Origin of the sequence: Mycobacterium lacus (assembly GCF_010731535.1) — a bacterium.
Taxonomy (GTDB): Bacteria; Actinomycetota; Actinomycetes; order Mycobacteriales; family Mycobacteriaceae; genus Mycobacterium; species Mycobacterium lacus.
Genome location: NZ_AP022581.1, coordinates 2,729,310 through 2,748,474, shown reverse-complemented (window position 1 = coordinate 2,748,474; position 19,165 = coordinate 2,729,310). Strand labels below are relative to the sequence as shown.

Annotated in this window: 12 protein-coding genes, 1 tRNA gene and 1 pseudogene; 10 read left to right on the top strand and 4 right to left on the bottom strand. The window is 66.1% G+C overall.

The window, feature by feature from the left end; translation table 11 throughout:
* Nucleotides 1-114 precede the first annotated feature (114 nt).
* From G6N24_RS24595 to G6N24_RS12530, 4 genes are all read right to left on the bottom strand, one after another.
* A complete protein-coding gene (locus tag G6N24_RS24595; protein WP_232070546.1) occupies nt 115-678 on the bottom strand; it encodes a transposase in 564 nt (187 codons plus the stop codon).
* 621 nt (nt 679-1,299) lie between these two features.
* Nucleotides 1,300-2,070: an enoyl-CoA hydratase gene (locus G6N24_RS12540; protein ID WP_085162970.1), complete on the bottom strand. Its 771-nt coding sequence runs from the start codon at nt 2,068-2,070 to the stop codon at nt 1,300-1,302.
* Between the two features lie 167 nt (nt 2,071-2,237).
* Entirely contained in the window at nt 2,238-2,924 is a 687-nt protein-coding gene (locus G6N24_RS12535) for a cutinase family protein (protein WP_372514470.1), read from the bottom strand.
* A gap of 246 nt (nt 2,925-3,170) precedes the next feature.
* Nucleotides 3,171-3,244 (bottom strand) — tRNA-Arg (locus tag G6N24_RS12530).
* Nucleotides 3,245-3,428: 184 nt separating this feature from the next.
* On the opposite strand from G6N24_RS12530, the gene lipQ reads away from it, so the two are divergent.
* The 10 genes and pseudogenes from lipQ (at nt 3,429) to G6N24_RS12480 (ending at nt 19,161) form a co-directional block, all read left to right on the top strand.
* Complete coding sequence (lipQ, locus tag G6N24_RS12525) at nt 3,429-4,694, top strand: esterase LipQ (protein WP_085162969.1); 1,266 nt, start codon at nt 3,429-3,431, stop codon at nt 4,692-4,694.
* 232 nt (nt 4,695-4,926) lie between these two features.
* Complete coding sequence (locus G6N24_RS12520) at nt 4,927-6,402, top strand: WS/DGAT/MGAT family O-acyltransferase (RefSeq protein ID WP_085162988.1); 1,476 nt, start codon at nt 4,927-4,929, stop codon at nt 6,400-6,402.
* Entirely contained in the window at nt 6,399-8,150 is a 1,752-nt protein-coding gene (locus G6N24_RS12515; protein ID WP_085162968.1) for an HAD-IB family hydrolase/lysophospholipid acyltransferase family protein, read from the top strand. Before G6N24_RS12520 ends, G6N24_RS12515 begins: the two co-directional genes overlap by 4 nt.
* Complete coding sequence (locus G6N24_RS12510) at nt 8,147-10,513, top strand: glycerol-3-phosphate 1-O-acyltransferase (protein ID WP_085162967.1); 2,367 nt, start codon at nt 8,147-8,149, stop codon at nt 10,511-10,513. Before G6N24_RS12515 ends, G6N24_RS12510 begins: the two co-directional genes overlap by 4 nt.
* A 91-nt stretch (nt 10,514-10,604) precedes the next feature.
* Nucleotides 10,605-10,821 (top strand): annotated as a pseudogene (locus G6N24_RS12505) (cytochrome c oxidase assembly protein); the annotation flags it as partial.
* A 150-nt stretch (nt 10,822-10,971) separates the two neighbouring features.
* Nucleotides 10,972-11,451 (top strand): single-stranded DNA-binding protein, encoded by a 480-nt coding sequence (locus tag G6N24_RS12500; protein ID WP_085162966.1) that lies wholly within the window; start codon nt 10,972-10,974, stop codon nt 11,449-11,451.
* Nucleotides 11,452-11,520: 69 nt separating this feature from the next.
* Complete coding sequence (ettA, locus tag G6N24_RS12495) at nt 11,521-13,197, top strand: energy-dependent translational throttle protein EttA (protein WP_085162965.1); 1,677 nt, start codon at nt 11,521-11,523, stop codon at nt 13,195-13,197.
* A 41-nt stretch (nt 13,198-13,238) separates the two neighbouring features.
* Nucleotides 13,239-18,092, top strand: coding sequence for an NAD-glutamate dehydrogenase (locus G6N24_RS12490; RefSeq protein WP_085162964.1), 4,854 nt, complete (start codon nt 13,239-13,241; stop codon nt 18,090-18,092).
* Nucleotides 18,089-18,502, top strand: coding sequence for an acyl-CoA thioesterase (locus G6N24_RS12485; RefSeq protein ID WP_085162963.1), 414 nt, complete (start codon nt 18,089-18,091; stop codon nt 18,500-18,502). The genes G6N24_RS12490 and G6N24_RS12485 overlap by 4 nt, the downstream gene beginning before the upstream one ends.
* On the top strand, nt 18,499-19,161 hold the full coding sequence (locus G6N24_RS12480) for a hypothetical protein (protein ID WP_139822638.1): 663 nt from the start codon (nt 18,499-18,501) through the stop codon (nt 19,159-19,161). Before G6N24_RS12485 ends, G6N24_RS12480 begins: the two co-directional genes overlap by 4 nt.
* Nucleotides 19,162-19,165 lie beyond the last annotated feature (4 nt).

Genomic DNA, 19,165 nt, shown 5'->3' with positions numbered 1-19,165 from the left:
CGCGAAACTATCGCAGGCCACCGACAAGAAACGCCGCCCACAAACCACTGAAACCACAGTGACACAAGTGATTTCGTCAAATACCGAACCGCTTAGCGTTGAGCCCGGTTCGGCCTATGGTCGGCTAGGCGCTATCGCGTCGTGCCCTGGCCAATCGCGCGGCGTCCTGACTGACCGGAAAATGACCAAGGTGAGTGGGCGCCGCGAAGCGACCCGGCGGAGTGCAGCGGGCTCGATGGTGACCCGGTAGCCCATGGCGGCACGTTGTGCGAGGTAGTTGCGTAGTCGTCGTTGGGTGACGATGCGGTCGGTGTAGTAGTCGGGGGCGAGGTCATGGAAGCGGGTGGCCGGGTTGACCAGCAGGTGCCAGACGATGACCAGGATGGAGCGGGTGACCGCGACGAGGGCTTTGAGTTTGCCGCGGCGTTTGACTAGGCGCCGGTAGCGTTGGCCGAGGACGGTGTTGGTTTTGGCGGCCGCGGTCGCGGCCTCGCCGAGCGCACCTTTCAGATGCGGGTTTGCCTTGCCGGTCTTGCCGGCGCGGGTAACGGGCCCGGACTCGATGGTGCGCGGGCACAGCTTGGCCCACCGGCCCCGACACCACCACCGGCTTCTGCTTGTGCCTGCGTCGTGCTGCCACTTTCCTTGCCCTCCAATCCTCCCTGCCCTGAACAGCATGCGCCGAACGGCGCCGCCGTCAAGGCCCCCTACGGGCCGCTACGCGGTCGGGCTACGCCCGAGCTTGACCCCGACGCCTCCTTCGACGCGCCCAGCCAGGACCAGGAAGCCCCAAAACAAAGCAAAAACAAACGCAGCCGGGCCTTGACCGGCCCCGCTCCTTCAGGAATGACCTGCGGTGTTGTTCCCAAATTGTTAGTGGCCGTGCGGGTTTCGGTGTGGCGTTGACCTGCGGAAACCGAGTTGTCGCGCGTAGGTGGGCAGGGCGACCATCGCCTCCGGCAGAGGCCAGTGTTGCGGATGTGGCTAGAGCGCAATACAGACGGCTGGAGCAGCATTCGGGTCAATTGAGTCATGTTGCGCGCCAACGTAGTCCGGAGTGGCAGCGATTCGCTATCCTGGCGTCCAGATGCTCCTGAGCGACCGGCCCGCCATGAAGACTCCAGCAGCGCGCCGGGTTTTAGTGCACAATTTTCGACGCGTTACGAAGCAAACTCACAGGTCAGCGGGCTGCAATGATGCCGAGCTGCGAATCGTGAGCCAAGTCGGGTTACACAAGTGGTTTCGTCAAATACCGAACCGCTTAGAGTTGAGCCTGGTTCGGCCTTGGCCGGCTAGGCGCTATCTGCGTCGTGCCCTGGCCAATCGCGCGGCGAACTCCGGTGACTGGATCGATTTCGCCTGCGGCCCAAGCTCTAAGCGCTTGGCGAGTTCGTGGTGCTCGTTGTCGAGCGACCCCGGGTTTGCGGTGGCGCGCATCGTGGCCTTGGTTGCCAGCACCACCTCGCGCGGCGCGGCCGCGGGTCCGGCGGCCAGCTGCACCGCCGCACCGACGGGGTCGTCGGCAACACAAAGCGCCAAGCCGTGCCGCACAGCGGATTCGGCGTCGAAGCTCATCCCGAACAACAAGGCCGCGCGGGCGACTTGTGGTCCCACCGCTCGGTGCAGCATCCAGGTCGCACCCCCTCCCGGGTGCAATCCGAGCCTCTGGAAGCGGGCGTCGAACAGCGCGGCGGGGCCGGCGATGCGTACGTCTGCGGCCAGCGCGAGGTTCAGTCCGGCGCCGACGGCCGCGCCGTTGACCGCGGCAATCGTGGGCAGGCTGCAATTGCCGACGGCCATGAATCCGTCATAGAGCCGTATCAGTCCCGGTTCCGCCTCGCCGCCCGCGCCGGCGCCCAGGGCGCTCAGGTCGGCACCGGCGCAGAATGCTTTGCCTGCTCCGGTGATCACGACGGCGTGCACGCCGGGGTCGGCTTCGGCCCGTTCCACCGCGGCGCGCAGCCGTGTCGACATCTCGTCGGTGACGGCGTTTCGTCGATCGGGATCGTTGACGGTGATGACCGCGACGCGATTGGTGATGCTGAACAGGACAAGGTCGGACTGGACCATCTGGCACCTCCGTGCTGTCAGGGTTCATGAGGGCGGGCGTGACCCCGTGGGCCGGGCGTGGTCAGCAGCTCGACATCGTGTCCTCGGGCGAGGGTCGGCGCCCGGACGTTTTCCCGCAGCCGATCACCGACGGCGGTGTATTCACCGGTAAGTCGTTCCCGCGCGCGTTAGAGCTGGCTCGCCACGAAAGCCGCCGCCTGACTGGGCATCCCGGAGTGCAAATAGGATAGGTGCTCCGGGGAAAACAGCTCGTCATGCGTCGGCAGCGCCAGCCCCCCGGGAGAGCACACCGGATCGCCGGGCGCACATAAGTCAATGGCCTTCGCCCCATACCACGGGCTGATCTCGCTTATCGGCCCCCCGAGGAATCTGGTCGTCGGATTCCCGAAGACGGCGACCGCAGCGACATGCTCGGCCTCGTCCGCCGATAGCGTCGCGGCGTTGAAGCCCGCAACGGATGCTCGGGCGATGGTGATCAGATCTATCACCCCCGCGCCCTGCGAATATCCACCGAGTACAAGTTTGGTACTGGGACAGTTCGCAACCATCGACTGAACGTGAGCGCTCGCATCGCTGGCACCGGCGGATGCAGACGGAGCCAAATCCTCGGTGGCGGGGTAGTTGACCGGATACACCCCGATGGACCGACCCCCAACCCGCGAGCGCAGTGAATCGATAAATTCCTGTCCGACCCCACCAACACCAGGTGCCTCGTTGGTGCCGCGGGCGAATGTCACCTCGACGTCGGGGCAGGGAGCAGCGGAGGCGGGGACAGGGGCGATCGGTGCGCTTAGCGTCGCGCAGGTCGTCGCCACCGCGACACCCAGCAAACGAGTGAAATGGCGTGCGTTCACGTACCAATGCTGACACATCGCGACCGAAGCGTACCGCCCAAATTGCACGGCCTGCCCGACCGGATCGTGGGCTGCCCTCAGCGGGGTGGCGAATGCCCGCGGGGCGGCGGTCCTACGATCCGCCGCCGAGCGCCGCACCAGCGGGGCGGCGCGATCGCAATGCGCCGGCGATCGAACTGGCTGTTCCCCAAGTCGGCGACGTGGGCGGGCCGTCGCGCACGCCGAGATCGAACCGCCCCTGACCAGTGCCCCCGGCACGACTCGAACGTGCGACCTAGGGATTAGAAGGCCCTTGCTCTATCCACCTGAGCTACGGAGGCAATGCGCAGGTCAGTCTATCTAACGGCGGTCACCGACGGATTCCGGCGACACCACGCGCGCGAAAGGTCTTCCGCTGAGCCAATTATCGGTTATTGTGTGAGCCGCGACACACCTACAACACCGGCTGGTAAACAGCCGTTAACCGCAACGAAGCGTGTGCCTGACGTCGAGGGATGGCGTTTTATGTGTGTGACCGATGTGACTGCGCGGTGCTCGCGGGCCGGCGCCCATGCGCTGCGGCAAGGAGCGCGGCTGGCGGCCGACGCGAGAGATACCTGCCGGGCCTGCGCCCTGCTGCTGCGGGGCTCGCCGTTTGCGGTCAGTTGGCTTGCCGGCTGGCTATCCACAGAGTTTCCGCTGCACGTCGTGACCGGGCATGCGTTGTCCCGGATGACACCGTCGGCGATCGGCCGGGTTGCCACCACCTGGGCGGCCCAACGAGCCGACCAGGCTCTCACCGCTGCGCTCGAAGAGTCCTTCGGGCCCAAATTCCGCGATCTGGTGTATCACCCGACCGGCGGTCCGTCCGGGGATCCCTCCGGGGGTGCGCGCCGCGGCGGGCTGTTGCCGTCCGGGCCCCACCGTCGGTACGCGGCGCACACCTCCGACATCTCCTATGGCCCGGGTGGCCGTGACAATCTGCTCGACATCTGGCGGCGTCCCGACCAGGCGCCAGGCTGCCGGGCGCCGGTGCTCATACAGGTCCCGGGAGGGGCGTGGTCCGTCAACGGCAAACGCCCTCAGGCCTACACGTTGATGAGCCGGATGGTCGAACTCGGCTGGATCTGCGTCTCGATCAACTACAGCAAGAGCCCGCGCTGCACGTTCCCGGCGCACATCATCGACGTCAAGAGGGCGATCGCCTGGGTCCGCGAGAACATCGCCGACTACGGTGGCGACCCCGATTTCATCGCCATCACCGGCGGGTCGGCGGGCGCGCACCTGGCCTCCCTGGCCGCGCTCACCCCCAACGATCCGAAGTTTCAGCCCGGATTCGAAGACGCCGACACGACGGTGCAGGCGGTTGCTCCGTACTACGGCGTCTACGACTTCACCGACTTCGAGAACATGCATGAAATGATGCTGCCGTTCCTCGAGCACTTTGTGATGAAGGCCCGCTACTCTGAGGCGCCCGAGCGATTCACGGCGGCCTCGCCGATTTCGTACGTGCGCGCCGATGCGCCGCCGTTCTTCGTGTTGCACGGCGACAAGGACCCGATGGCGCCGAGCGCGCAAGCGCGGGTCTTCTGCGCCGCGCTTCGAAAGGCGGGGGCCTCGACGGTGGCGTATGCCGAGCTGGCCAACGCTCACCACGCCTTCGACATCGCTCCCACCGCCCGATCTCGGCTAGTCGCCGGTGCCGTCTCGGACTTTCTGGGTGTGGTCTACGGGCGGTGCCCCGGCTCGCGAATGGATCCGTTGGCGCTGTCGGCATCGCCGGCCAGCTGAGCAAGCCAATACCCCCGCAGTTCCAATTCATATGCGCGCCAGGGCTTGTCGTGTGCAAACTGTTGGGCGCCGGGGCGGCGCGTGAATACTGACCCGTGACCGGCTTTCACCAGCGCGTCAACCGGACTAGCGTTGTGTTGGCAATCGGGCTGGGTGGGTCTGAGGCAGGAGGCTTGATCGGCGGTGACAAGGTTGGCGCGTCGAGTTATCCACTACACGCGAGGTGGCGACCATGGTTGACTCCGTCGAACCCGGCGGGTTGTCCGACGAGCTTGGACCCGTCGACTACCTGATGCATCGAGGCGAGGCCAATCCGCGGACTCGTTCGGGGATCATGGCGCTGGAACTCCTCGACATCACGCCGGACTGGGACCGCTTCCGCACCCGGTTCGAAAACGCCTCCCGGCGAGTGTTGCGGCTGCGGCAAAAGGTCGTCGTGCCGACCCTGCCGACGGCGGCACCGCGCTGGGTGGTGGATCCCGATTTCAATCTGGACTTCCATGTGCGTCGGGTCCGCGTGTCCGAACCCGGCACGCTACGCCAGGTGTTCGATCTCGCGGAGGTGATGCTGCAGTCACCGATGGACATCTCGCGGCCGCTGTGGACGGCCACCCTGGTCGAGGGTCTTGCCGACGGCAAGGCCGCGACGCTGTTGCACGTCAGTCACGCGGTCACCGACGGCGTCGGCGGCGTCGAGATGTTCGCGCAGATCTATGACTTGGAGCGGGACCCACCGCCCAAGCCGACGCCCCCGCAACCCATTCCGCAGGATCTGTCCCCCAACGAATTGATGCGGCAGGGCATCAACCATCTACCCATCGCGTTTGTCGGTGGGGTCCTGGGCGCCTTATCCGGGGTGGTATCAGCGGCGGGGCGGGCGGTTCTGGACCCCGCGTCCACGGTTTCGGGGATCGTGGGTTACGCCCTTTCGGGGATCCGGGTGATGAACCGGGCCGCCGAGCCGTCGCCGCTGCTGCGCCGGCGCAGCCTGACCAGCCGCACCGAGGCAATCGACATCCCGCTCTCCGACCTGCACAAGGCCGCAAAGGCCGGTGGCGGGTCGATCAACGACGCCTACCTCGCCGGGCTGTGCGGCGCCTTGCGGCGCTACCACGAGGCCCTCGGTGTGCCGATCAGCACGCTGCCGATGGCGGTGCCGGTGAACCTGCGGGCCGACGACGACGCGACCGGTGGCAATCGATTCACCGGCGTCAACCTGGCCGCGCCGGTGGGCACCGTCGATCCCGCGGCCCGGATGAGGAAGATCCGTGCCCAGATGACGCAGCGCCGCGATGAGCCCGCGATGAACATCATCGGGTCCATCGCGCCGGTGCTGAGCATATTGCCGACAGCCGTGCTCGAAGGGATCACCGGTTCGGTGATCGGCTCCGATGTGCAGGCCAGCAATGTCCCGGTCTACCCGGGAGACACCTTCATCGCCGGCGCAAAAATATTGCGGCAGTACGGCATTGGTCCGTTGCCTGGTGTGGCGATGATGGTGGTGCTGATTTCCCGCGGCGGGTGGTGCACCATCACCGTGCGTTACGACAGGGCGTCCGTGCGAGACGACGAGTTGTTCGCCCGATGCCTGCTGGAGGGTTTCGACGAAATCCTCGCGCTGGCCGGCGATCCGGCACCACGTGCGGTGCCGGCGTCGTTCACCGCTGAGCCGGCCGATTCGGCGTCCCGATCGGCGTCGGGCTCATGAGCGCCGCAGAGGAGCAGGGAGCGCAACGCGAGACGCGCAAGCCGTCCCGCGATTTGCGGCTGCCCGGCTCGGTAGCCGAGATCATGGCCAGCCCCCCGGGCCCGAAGGTCGGTGCGTTTTTCGACCTGGATGGGACGTTGGTCGCGGGCTTCACCGCCGTCATCCTTACCCAGGAGCGCCTACGGCGCCGCGATGTGGGTGTGGGAGAGCTACTCGGTATGGTTCAGGCCGGCCTGAACCATACGCTGGGGCGCATCGAGTTCGAAGACCTCATCTCGAAGGCGTCCTCGGCGCTGGCCGGACGGTTGATAGACGACCTGGAGGAGATCGGCGAGCGACTGTTCGCCCAGCGGATCGAGTCCCGGATCTATCCGGAAATGCGTGAGCTGGTGCGGGCTCACGTGGCTCGGGGCCACACCGTGGTCCTCAGTTCGTCGGCGCTGACGATCCAGGTGAATCCGGTGGCTCGCTTCCTCGGGATTACCAACACGCTCACCAACAAGTTCGAGACCAATGAAGACGGGATGCTCACCGGCGGCGTGGCGAAGCCGATCTTGTGGGGACCCGGGAAAGCCGCTGCGGTACAGCGGTTTGCGGCCGAGCACGACATCGACCTCAAAGACAGCTACTTCTACGCCGACGGTGATGAAGACGTCGCGCTGATGTATCTGGTCGGCAACCCGCGGCCCACCAATCCCGAAGGCAAGATGGCCGCCGTCGCCAAACGCCGGGGCTGGCCGATTCTGAAGTTCAACAGCCGCGGCGGCGTGGGTATCCGGCGGCAGTTGCGAACGCTTGCCGGTTTCAGCACCATGTTCCCGGTCGCGGCCGGCGCAGTGGGAATCGGTCTGCTAACCGGCAGCCGCCGGCGAGGCGTGAATTTCTTTACCTCCACCTTTTCTCAGATGTTGCTGGCGACCGCCGGCGTGCACCTGAACGTGATCGGGAAAGAGAATCTGACCGCGCGGCGCCCGGCCGTATTTATCTTCAACCACCGCAACCAGGTTGACCCGGTCATAGCCGGTGCCCTGGTGCGTGACAACTGGGTTGGCGTGGGCAAGAAGGAACTCGAGAGCGACCCGATCATGGGCACCCTCGGCAAATTGCTGGACGGTGTGTTCATCGACCGGGATGATCCGGTCGCCGCGGTGGAGACTTTGCACACCGTGGAAGAGCGCGCCAAGAAGGGCCTGTCGATCGTGATCGCCCCCGAAGGCACCCGACTGGACACCACGGAAGTCGGGCCGTTCAAAAAGGGGCCGTTCCGCATCGCGATGGCGGTGGGGATCCCGATCGTCCCCATCGTGATCCGCAACGCGGAGATCGTCGCCTCTCGAAACTCCACCACGATCAATCCGGGCACGGTCGATGTCGCGGTGTACCCGCCGATTCCGGTCGACGACTGGACTCTCGACACGCTGCCGGAGCGCATCGCCGAGGTGCGCCAGGTGTACCTCGACACGCTGGCCGACTGGCCGGTCGACGAGCTGCCCGAGGTCGGGCTGTACGCCAGGGCCAAGAAGGCGGCACCGAAGAAGGGCGGCCGGACCCGCGCGACCAGGACCAGCACGAAGAAGGCTGCGACCAAGTCCGCAACGAAGACGACCGCGAAGCGGACCCAGCCAAGGGCCCCCGCGAAGGCCAAGGCCAGCCCGAACACGTCGAAGATCGATCTCAAAGACGCTGCGGCACAACGGCCCACCGCCAGTTCCGAATCTTCGAGCTCTGGGTCCAGAGGACGGCCGTGACCGCACCGGCTGCAGACGCCAGCGCGGTCCTCACCGCCGAAGACACGCTGGTGCTTGCGTCCATGGAGACTCCCGTCGAACTGGAACTGGTCATGGATTGGCTGCGCCAGCAGCGCGCCCGCAATCCAGAAGCGAGACTCGACATATTGAAGCTGCCCTCCCGCAATGCACCACCTATGGCGCTGACAGCGCTGGTCGAGCAGCTTGAGTCGGGCGCCGAATCCGGTGAAGACCGTTCGATCGTTCCCGTGCAGGTTTTCTGGCTCCCCCCCGCGGACCGCAGCAGGGCCGGCAAGGTGGCCGCGCTGCTCCCCGGTCGAGATCCCTACCACCCCAACCAACGTCAGCAGCGTCGCATCCTGCGCACGGATCCGCTGCGCGCGCGGGTGGTGGCCGGCGAGTCGGCCAAGGTGTCCGAATTGCGTCAGCAGTGGCGCGACACCACCGTCGGCGAAAACGAGCGCGATTTCGCCCAGTTCGTCACCCGCCGGGCGATCCTGGCGTTGGCCCGGGCCGAATACCGGATCCTGGGGCCGCAATACAAGTCTCCGCGGCTCGTGAAGCCAGAGATGTTGGCGTCGGCGCGATTTCGTGCCGGCCTTAAGCAGATCCCCGGTGCGACGGTCGAGGAAGCCGGAAAAATGCTCGACGAACTCGCGACCGGATGGAGCCAGGTGTCGATCGACCTGATCTCCGTCCTCGGCAGGCTGATCAGCCGCGGGTTCGACCCCGAATTCGACTACGACGAGTATCAGGTCGCGGCAATGCGCGCCGCGCTGGAGGCTCATCCGGCGGTCTTACTGTTCTCGCACCGGTCCTACATCGACGGTGCGGTGGTACCGGTGGCCATGCAGGACAACCGGTTACCGCCAGTGCACATGTTCGGCGGCGTAAACCTGTCATTCGGCGTGATGGGGCCCCTGATGCGCCGCGCGGGGATGATCTTCATCCGCCGCAATATTGGCGACGACGCACTGTACAAGTACGTGCTCAAGGAGTACGTCGGCTACGTCGTCGAGAAGCGGTTCAACCTGAGCTGGTCCATCGAAGGCACTCGGTCGCGCACCGGAAAGATGTTGCCGCCCAAGCTCGGGTTGCTGAGTTACGTGGCGGACGCGTACCTGGATGGCCGCAGCGACGACATCCTGCTGCAAGGGGTTTCGATCTGCTTCGACCAGCTGCACGAGATCGCCGAATATGCCGCCTACGCACGCGGGGGCGAGAAGACGCCCGAGGGATTCGGCTGGCTCTACAACTTCATCAAGGCGCAGGGTGAACGCAACTACGGCAAGATCTACGTCCGCTTCCCCGAGGCGGTCTCTATGCGCCAGTACCTCGGCGCACCGCACGGGCCGCTCGCTTCTGATCAGGCCGCGAAACGGCTTGCGCTGCAAAAGATGTCGTTCGAGGTTGCGTGGCGGATCCTGCAGTCGACGCCGGTGACAGCGACGGGATTGGTGTCGGCGCTGCTGCTCACCACTCGCGGGGTGGCGTTGACGCTCGATCAGCTGCACCACACCTTGCAGGACTCGCTTGATTACCTCGAACGAAAACAAACCCCGGTGTCCACCAGTGCGTTACGGCTGCGCTCGCGCGACGGCGTACGCGCGGCGGTGGACGCCTTGTCCAACGGGCATCCGGTCACCCGAGTGGACAGCGGCCGTGAGCCGGTGTGGTACATCGCCCCCGACGATGAGCACGCCGCGGCGTTCTACCGGAACTCGGTGATACACGCGTTTCTGGAGACCTCCATCGTCGAACTCGCGCTGGCGCACGCCAGGCGCGCCGAGGGCGATCGTGTGGCGGCCTTCTGGGACCAGGCGACGCGGTTGCGCGATCTGTTGAAATTCGATTTCTATTTTGCCGATTCGACGTCGTTTCGGGCCAACATCGCCGAAGAGATGGCGTGGCACGACAATTGGGAAGCCCATCTTGCTGCCGGGGGCGACGAGATCGAAGCCATGCTGTATGCGAAAAGGCCGTTGATGTCGGATGCGATGTTGCGGGTGTTCTTCGAGGCCTATGAGATCGTCGCGGACGTGTTGCGCGACGCCCCTGCCGGCGTCGGCGAGAAGGAACTGACGGAGACCGCTCTCGGGGTGGGCCGTCAGTACGTGGCGCAGGGCCGGGTGCGCAGCAGCGAGTCGGTTTCGACGCTGCTGTTCGCCACCGCGCGCCAGGTCGTTGCCGATCAGGATCTGATCGCATCGGCAGCGGATCTCGCCGAGCGCCGGAAGGCTTTCCGCCGCGAATTGCGGGACATTTTGCGGGATTTCGCCTATGTCGAGCAGATCGCGCGAAATCGATTCGTCGCCCGCGAATTCAAGGCGCAACATGGGCGGCAGGCTGGCCAAGCCCAATAACGCGGTTGGCGGCCGGGCCGTCCGGGTGCCCCCCCTGGTTATCGGCGTCGCGATGCTGGCGGGCGGCACGGCGGCCGCTACGACTTGAGCGGGCCGCCCACCCACACCGCTGCCGATCCCTCCGCTGGCCAAAGTCGCCGTCGTGTTCGCGTCATTGCCGCTGCACGCGTTCTTCGGCGTCGAACTGATGAGCACCCGAACCGTGCGCCGCCTACTACCGATCGGTGGGTCTGAGCTGGCACACCGACCTGCTGGGGGATCAGCGACTGGGCGGTGGAATCGCTTGGACGGCAGGCGAACGGCCCCTACGCTCGCGGCCCGACCGCCCATCCACAGTCGCGGCTTTGTCCACAGGCTCGCCGGCCAGTACTCCGGGGTCCCCGCGGCCTGTCGGTGCAGCCGGGCTGAATGAGCACCCGACACGAGCGCTACCCCGCGAATGAAAGGAAATTAGGTCAATGTTCGAAACACCGCTTACCGTCGTCGGCCACATCGTCAACAACCTCGAGCGCCGACAGGTCGGCACCCAGGAGGTCATCAAATTCCGGGTGGCCAGCAATTCTCGCCGCCGGACCGCGGATGGCGGGTGGGAGCCCGGAAACTCGCTGTTCATCAATGTCAACTGCTGGGGCAAGCTGGTTACCGGAGTGGGCGCGGCGTTGGGCAAGGGCGCGCCGGTGATCGTCGTGGGCCACGTCTACACCAGCGAGTACGAGGACCGCGACGGCAATCGCCGCTCGTCGCTGGAGATGCGTGCGACATCGGTGGGACCAGATGTGTCGCGGACGATCGTGCGCATCGAGAAGCCGGGCTACACCGGCCCGACCACCGAGGAGGCCACGGCACCCACGCCGGCCGAGGCCGACGCCGCCGCGGACACCGACGCTTCTGACAGCGCCGAGTCCGACGACTCGGCTGCCCTGCCACTGTCGGCCTAGCGATGCTCGGCGGTGCCTAGGATGGTCGGCGGGATATTTCGCCAAAGATCAGAAAGGCAATACCGCGGCATGGCTGAGTTCATCTACACGATGAAGAAGGTCCGCAAGGCGCACGGCGACAAGGTGATCCTCGACGACGTCACGTTGAGCTTCTACCCGGGAGCCAAGATCGGTGTCGTCGGTCCGAATGGGGCCGGTAAGTCGAGCGTCTTGCGGATCATGGCCGGTCTGGACAAGCCGAACAACGGCGAGGCTTTCCTGGCCACCGGGGCCACCGTCGGCATTTTGCTCCAGGAGCCGCCGCTGAACGAGGAGAAGACCGTTCGCGGCAACGTGGAAGAGGGTCTGGGCGACATCAAGGTCAAGCTCGATCGCTTCAACGAGGTCGCCGAATTGATGGCCACCGACTACTCCGACGAGTTGATGGAGGAGATGGGCCGCCTGCAGGAGGAACTGGACCACGCCGACGCGTGGGACCTGGACTCACAGCTGGAGCAGGCGATGGACGCGCTGCGCTGTCCGCCCCCCGACGATCCGGTGACCAACCTGTCCGGTGGTGAGCGGCGCCGGGTGGCGCTGTGCAAGCTGCTGCTCTCGAAACCGGACCTGCTGCTGCTCGACGAGCCGACCAACCATCTGGACGCCGAAAGCGTGCAGTGGCTCGAACAGCACCTTGCCGGCTATCCCGGCGCGATTCTGGCGGTCACCCACGATCGCTATTTCTTGGACAACGTCGCCGAATGGATCCTGGAACTCGATCGCGGCCGCGCGTACCCCTACGAGGGCAACTACTCGACCTACCTGGAGAAGAAGGCCGAGCGGCTGGCGGTGCAGGGCCGCAAGGACGCCAAGCTGCAGAAGCGGTTGCAAGACGAGCTGGCCTGGGTGCGGTCCGGGGCCAAGGCACGTCAAGCCAAGAGCAAGGCGCGTCTGCAACGCTACGAGGAGATGGCCGCCGAGGCCGAGAAGACGCGCAAACTCGACTTCGAGGAGATCCAGATCCCGGTCGGGCCGCGGCTGGGCTCCGTGGTGGTCGAGGTCGAACACCTCGACAAGGGGTACGACGGACGCACCCTGATCAAGGACCTGTCCTTCACCCTGCCGCGTAACGGCATCGTCGGCGTCATCGGCCCCAACGGGGTCGGCAAGACCACGCTGTTCAAGACCATCGTCGGCCTCGAGCAGCCGGACAGCGGCACCGTCAAGGTCGGCGAGACGGTCAAGTTGAGCTACGTGGACCAGGCCCGTGCGGGCATTGATCCGAAGAAGACCGTGTGGGAAGTCGTCTCCGACGGGCTGGACCACATCCAGGTCGGTCAGACCGAGGTGCCGTCGCGGGCCTACGTCTCGGCGTTCGGGTTCAAGGGCCCCGACCAGCAGAAGCCTGCCGGGGTGCTGTCCGGCGGCGAACGCAACAGGCTGAACCTGGCGCTGACGCTCAAGCAGGGTGGCAACCTGATCCTGCTCGACGAGCCGACCAACGACCTGGACGTCGAGACCCTGAGCTCGCTGGAGAACGCCCTGGTGAACTTCCCCGGTTGTGCGGTGGTGATTTCGCACGATCGCTGGTTTCTCGACCGGACGTGCACGCACATCCTGGCGTGGGAGGGCGACGAGGACAACGAGGCCAAGTGGTTCTGGTTCGAGGGCAACTTCGGGGGATACGAGGAGAACAAGGTGGAACGGCTCGGTGTCGAAGCGGCGCGTCCGCACCGAGTGACCCACCGCAAGCTGACACGGGACTAGTGTCAGCTCTGCCAGCGCGTCGTGAGTTGGGAGCAGTCGGAATGGCGATCGATCCCGGAGCTAGGCAGGACGTCGAGGCGTGGACCACGTTCGCCCGGAGTGCGGACATTCCAGACTGGATCTCGAAGGCCTACATCGAAAGCTATCGCGGTCCACACGACGGCGGGGCGGAGGACGCGACTGCCGTCGGCGCCGCTCCGACTCCGGCATCCCTGGTGACACCGGCCATGCTGGGTGCGCACTATCGGCTTGGCCGGCACCGCCCGGCCGGTGAAAGCCGCGTCGCGGTGTACCCGGCGGACGATCCCGCGGGCTTCGGTCCCGCGCTGCAGGTGGTCACCGACCACGGCAGCATGCTGATGGATTCGGTCACAGTACTGCTGCACCGGCTCGGAGTGTTCTACACGGCCATCATGACCCCGGTGTTCGAGGTGCGCCGCAGCCCGGCGGGGGAGCTGCTCGGCATCGAACCCAAGACGGGCGGCAGCTCGCGATACGTCGGCGAGGCATGGATACACGTCCAGCTCGTACCCTCCGTCGATCGCACGGGGCTAGCCGAAGTTGAACGGCTCCTGCCCAAGGTCCTGGCCGACGTGCAACGGGTTGCTCTCGACGCATCGGCGATGATCGCCACCCTGGGCGACCTGGCCGCGGATGTCGAAACCAACGCCGAGGGTCGCTATTCCGCGCCGGACCGTGAGGACGTCGCTGCGCTGCTGCGCTGGCTGGGCGACGGGAACTTCCTGCTGCTGGGGTACCAACGTTGCCAGGTGCACGGCAACGTGGTGTCCGGCGACGGGTCGAGTGGCCTGGGCGTCCTGCGCGCGCGCAGCGGTTCGCGCCCCCGGTTGACCGACGACGACAAATTGCTGGTCTTGGCCCAGGCGCGCGTCGGCAGTTACCTGCGCTACGGCGCTTACCCGTATGCCATCGCGGTCCGCGAATTCGGCAACGGCGCCGTGATCGAGCATCGCTTCGTCGGGCTCTTCACCGTCGCCGCCATGAACGCCGACGTGCTGGAGATCCCGACAATCTCGGGCCGGGTCCGCGAGGCGCTCGCGTTGGCCGAAAGCGACCCCATCCACCCGGGTCAGCTGCTACTCGACGTCATCCAGACCGTCCCGCGCCCGGAGCTGTTCAGCTTGAGCGCCGAACGGTTGTTGGCAATGGCCAAAGCCGTTCTGGACCTTGGATCGCAACGGCGCGCGTTGTTGTTCCTGCGCGCTGACCGCCTCCAGTATTTCGTCTCGTGCCTGGTCTATGTGCCCCGCGACCGCTACACCACGCCGGTGCGATTGCAGATCGAAGACATCCTGGTCCGCGAGTTCGGCGGGACACGACTGGAATTCACCGCTCGTGTCAGTGAATCACCCTGGGCGCTCATGCATTTCATGGTCCGGCTGCCCGAGGGCGACACTGCCTCCGGCCCGGTCGACGTGTCCGAAGCCAACCGCATCCGGATTCAGGGGTTGCTCACCGAAGCCGCGCGAACGTGGGCGGACCGGCTGATCGGCGCCGCGGCTGGGTTGCCCGACGGCATCGTCGGGCACGCCGACGCCGAGCATTACGCGTCCGCCTTTTCCGAGGCCTACAAGCAGGCCGTCAGCCCGACCGACGCCATCGACCACATCGCCATTATCAACGAGCTGGCCGATGATTCGGTCAAGCTGGTGTTCTCCGAACGCGACCAGTACGGGGTCGCCCAGCTGACCTGGTTCCTCGGTGGGCGCACCGCTTCACTGAGCCAACTGCTGCCGATGCTGCAAAGCATGGGCGTCGTGGTGCTCGAGGAGCGGCCGTTCACCGTCACCCGCCCCGACGGACTGCCGGTGTGGATCTACCTGTTCAAGATCTCGCCGCACCCCACCATCCCCTTGGCGCCGACCGAAGCCGAGCGGGACGCGACCGCGCAGCGATTCGCCGACGCGGTCACCGCGATATGGCACGGCCGTGTCGAGGTCGACCGGTTCAACGAGCTGGTGATGCGCGCGGGGCTGACCTGGCAACAGGTTGTCCTGTTGCGCGCTTACGCGAAGTACCTGCGGCAGGCGGGTTTTCCGTACAGCCAGTCCTACATCGAATCCGTATTGAACGAACACCCCTCGACCGCGCGATCGCTGGTCGTCTTGTTCGAGGCTCTTTTCGATCCCAGGCCGTCGGGTTTGCCCGCGAGCCGCGATGCGCAGGCGGCCGCCGCCGCGGTCGCCGCGGATATCGACGCGCTCGTGAGCCTGGACACCGACCGCATCCTGCGCGCGTTCGCGTCGCTGGTTCAGGCCACGTTGCGGACCAATTACTTTGTGACACGGGCGGGTTCGGCCCGCGGCCGCGACGTGCTGGCGCTCAAACTCAACGCGCAGCTGATCGACGAGCTGCCGCTGCCGCGCCCCAAGTTCGAGATCTTCGTCTATTCGCCCCGCGTGGAAGGTGTGCACCTGAGGTTCGGCCCCGTGGCGCGTGGCGGCCTGCGCTGGTCGGACCGTCGGGACGACTTCCGCACCGAGATCCTGGGTCTGGTCAAGGCGCAAGCGGTGAAGAACGCGGTCATCGTGCCGGTCGGGGCCAAGGGCGGATTCGTCGTCAAGCGACCGCCGTTGCCCACGGGCGATTCCGCGAGCGACCGCGACGCCATCCGCGCCGAAGGCGTGGCCTGCTACCAGTTGTTCATTTCCGGGCTGCTGGACGTCACCGACAACGTCGACCACGCGACCGGAAACGTGAACCCGCCGCCCGAGGTGGTGCGCCGTGACGGCGACGACGCGTACCTAGTGGTGGCCGCGGACAAGGGCACCGCGACGTTCTCCGATATCGCTAACGATGTCGCCAAGTCCTACGGATTCTGGCTCGGTGACGCGTTCGCTTCGGGCGGATCGGTGGGCTACGACCACAAGGCCATGGGCATCACCGCGAAGGGAACCTGGGAGGCCGTCAAACGGCACTTCCGGGAGATCGGCGTCGATACCCAGACGGAGGACTTCACCGTGGTGGGCATCGGCGACATGAGCGGCGACGTGTTCGGCAACGGCATGTTGCTCTCCAAGCACATCCGCCTGATCGCCGCCTTCGATCACCGCCACATCTTCCTCGATCCGGACCCCGACGCCGCGGCTTCGTGGGACGAGCGCCAGCGGTTGTTCAACCTGCCCCGGTCCAGCTGGGACGATTACGACAAGTCCTTGATCAGCGAGGGCGGCGGCGTGTACAGCCGCGAGCAGAAGGCCATCCCGATCAGCGCACAGGTCCGCGCGGCCCTTGGCATCGACGGTGACGTCACGGAGATGGCCCCGCCCAACCTGATTCGGGTGATCCTGCAGGCGCCGGTGGACCTGCTGTTCAACGGCGGGATCGGCACGTACATCAAGGCCGAAACGGAGTCGGATGCCGACGTCGGCGACCGCGCCAACGACCCGGTGCGCGTCAACGCGAATCAGGTGCGCGCCAAGGTTATCGGCGAGGGTGGCAACCTCGGCGTGACCGCACGGGGCCGAGTCGAGTTCGATCTGTCGGGCGGACGGATCAACACCGACGCGATGGACAACTCCGCCGGTGTGGACTGCTCCGACCACGAGGTCAACATCAAGATCCTGATCGATTCGCTCGTCACTGCCGGCAAGGTCAGGGCCGAGGAACGCAAGGAGCTGCTCGAGTCGATGACCGACGAGGTCGCCCGGTTGGTGCTGGCCGACAACGAGGACCAGAACGATTTGATGGGTACCAGCCGCGCCAACGCGGCCAGCCTGCTTCCGGTGCACGCCGACCAGATCCGGCACCTGGTGGCCGATCGCGGCCTGAGCCGCGAGTTGGAGGCGCTGCCGTCGGAGAAGGAGATCCAACGGCGGACCGAGGCCGGCATCGGGCTCACCTCGCCCGAGCTGGCAACCCTGATGGCGCACGTCAAGCTGGGACTCAAAGAGGATCTGTTGGGCACGGAACTGCCGGATCAGGACGTGTTCGCCTCCAGGTTGCCGCGGTACTTCCCGAAGCCGCTGCGCGAACGGTTCCCCACGGAGATCCGCTCGCACCAGCTGCGCCGCGAGATCGTCACCACCATGCTGGTCAACGACTTGGTAGACACCGCCGGCATCAGCTATGCCTTCCGGATCGCCGAGGACGTCGGCGTGACCCCGATCGACGCGGTGCGCACCTATATCGCCACCGACGCCATCTTTGGTGTGGATCACCTCTGGCGGCGGATCCGCGCGGCCAACCTGCCGGTGGCGCTGTCGGACCGGCTGACGCTGGACACCCGGAGACTGATCGACCGTGCCGGACGCTGGCTGCTGAACTATCGTCCGCAACCGTTGGCCGTCGGCGCCGAGATCAACCGATTCGCCGCGAAGGTCAAGGCGCTGACGCCGCGGATGTCGGAATGGTTGCGCGGCGACGACAAGGCCATCGTCGAAAAGGAAGCCGCGGAATTCATTTCGCAGGGCGCACCTCAAGACCTGGCCTACCGGGTCGCGACCGGGCTGTACCGGTATAGCCTGCTCGACATCATCGACATCGGCGACATCACCGAAATCGACGCCGCCGAGGTGGCGGACACCTATTTCGCGCTGATGGACCGACTGGGCACCGACGGCCTGCTGACGGCGGTGTCCGAGCTACCCCGAAACGACCGGTGGCATTCGTTGGCGCGCTTGGCGATTCGCGACGACATCTACGCCTCGCTGCGGGCGTTGTGCTTCGACGTGTTGGCCGTCGGCGAACCGGACGAAAGCGCAGAGCAGAAGATCGCCGAATGGGAACACATCAGCGCTTCCCGGGTGGAACGAGCGCGCCGGACGCTCACCGAGATCTACGACAGCGGCCAAAAGGATTTGGCGACACTGTCCGTGGCGGCGCGACAGATCCGCCGCATGACGCGCACCAGCGGCCGCGGATCCTCGGGATGAGCGTCGGGTTCGTCACCCCCGTGCCGGTGCGCTGGTCGGACATCGACATGTACCAGCACGTCAACCACGCCACCATGGTCACGATCCTCGAAGAGGCCCGTGTCCCGTTTCTCAGGGACGCTTTCGCCGCCGACATCGCGTCCACCGGTCTGCTGATCGCCGACGTCCGGGTCACCTACAAGGGTCAACTGCGGCTGGCGGATTCGCCGTTGCAGGTGACCATTTGGACCAAGCGGCTTCGGGCGGTGGACTTCACCCTCGGCTACGAGGTCCGGTCGGTCCACGCGGAGCCGGGTTCGAAGCCGGCCGTCATCGGAGAGTCGCAGTTGGCCGCCTTCCACATCGAGGAGCAGCGGCTGGTGCGACTGTCGCCGCAGCATCGGGAGTATCTGCAACGGTGGCTGCGATAGCCGAGCGCGGACTATGGTTGGGCCCGGAAAACAAGGCGGCCAACCGCACGGACCTGGCCACGTTCGTCGATCACGCGATGCGGCTCGACGACGCCGCGGTGATCCGACTGCGCGCACGATCCACCGGGTTGCTGACGGCATGGGTGGCAACGGGTTTCGACGTGCTGGCCAGCCGGGTGGTGGTCGGCAAGGTGCGGCCCGACGATTTGTCGGTCGGCGCCGACGAATTGGCGCGTGGTCTGGCTGCTATGGACGTCTCGGGCTACGTCGATCCCGGCTTTCCGATGGACTCGTCGTGGCGGGGTGCTCTGCCCCCGGAATCCGGCTTCACCCACCTCGAGGACGTGCCGGCCCGGGTGATGCTGGACCTGGCGCAGCAAGGCGCGCGACTCGCCAAGGAGCACGGCGGTGCCCATGGCCCGCCGGTTTCGCTTCTCGATCAGGAAGTCATCCGGGTCAGCTCGGCCGACGTCAGCGTGGGGCTACCGATGCGCTGTGTGTTCGCGTTGACCGCAATGGGATTCTTGCCGCAGTCGCCAGAGGCGATCGACGCCGACGAAATCATCCGGGTCCGGATCCTGCCGGCGTGGTTGCGTGTCGATGCCCGGTTCGGCTCGGTGTACCGGCGCCGCGGCCATCCGGCGCTGGTGCTGCGGTGACCGG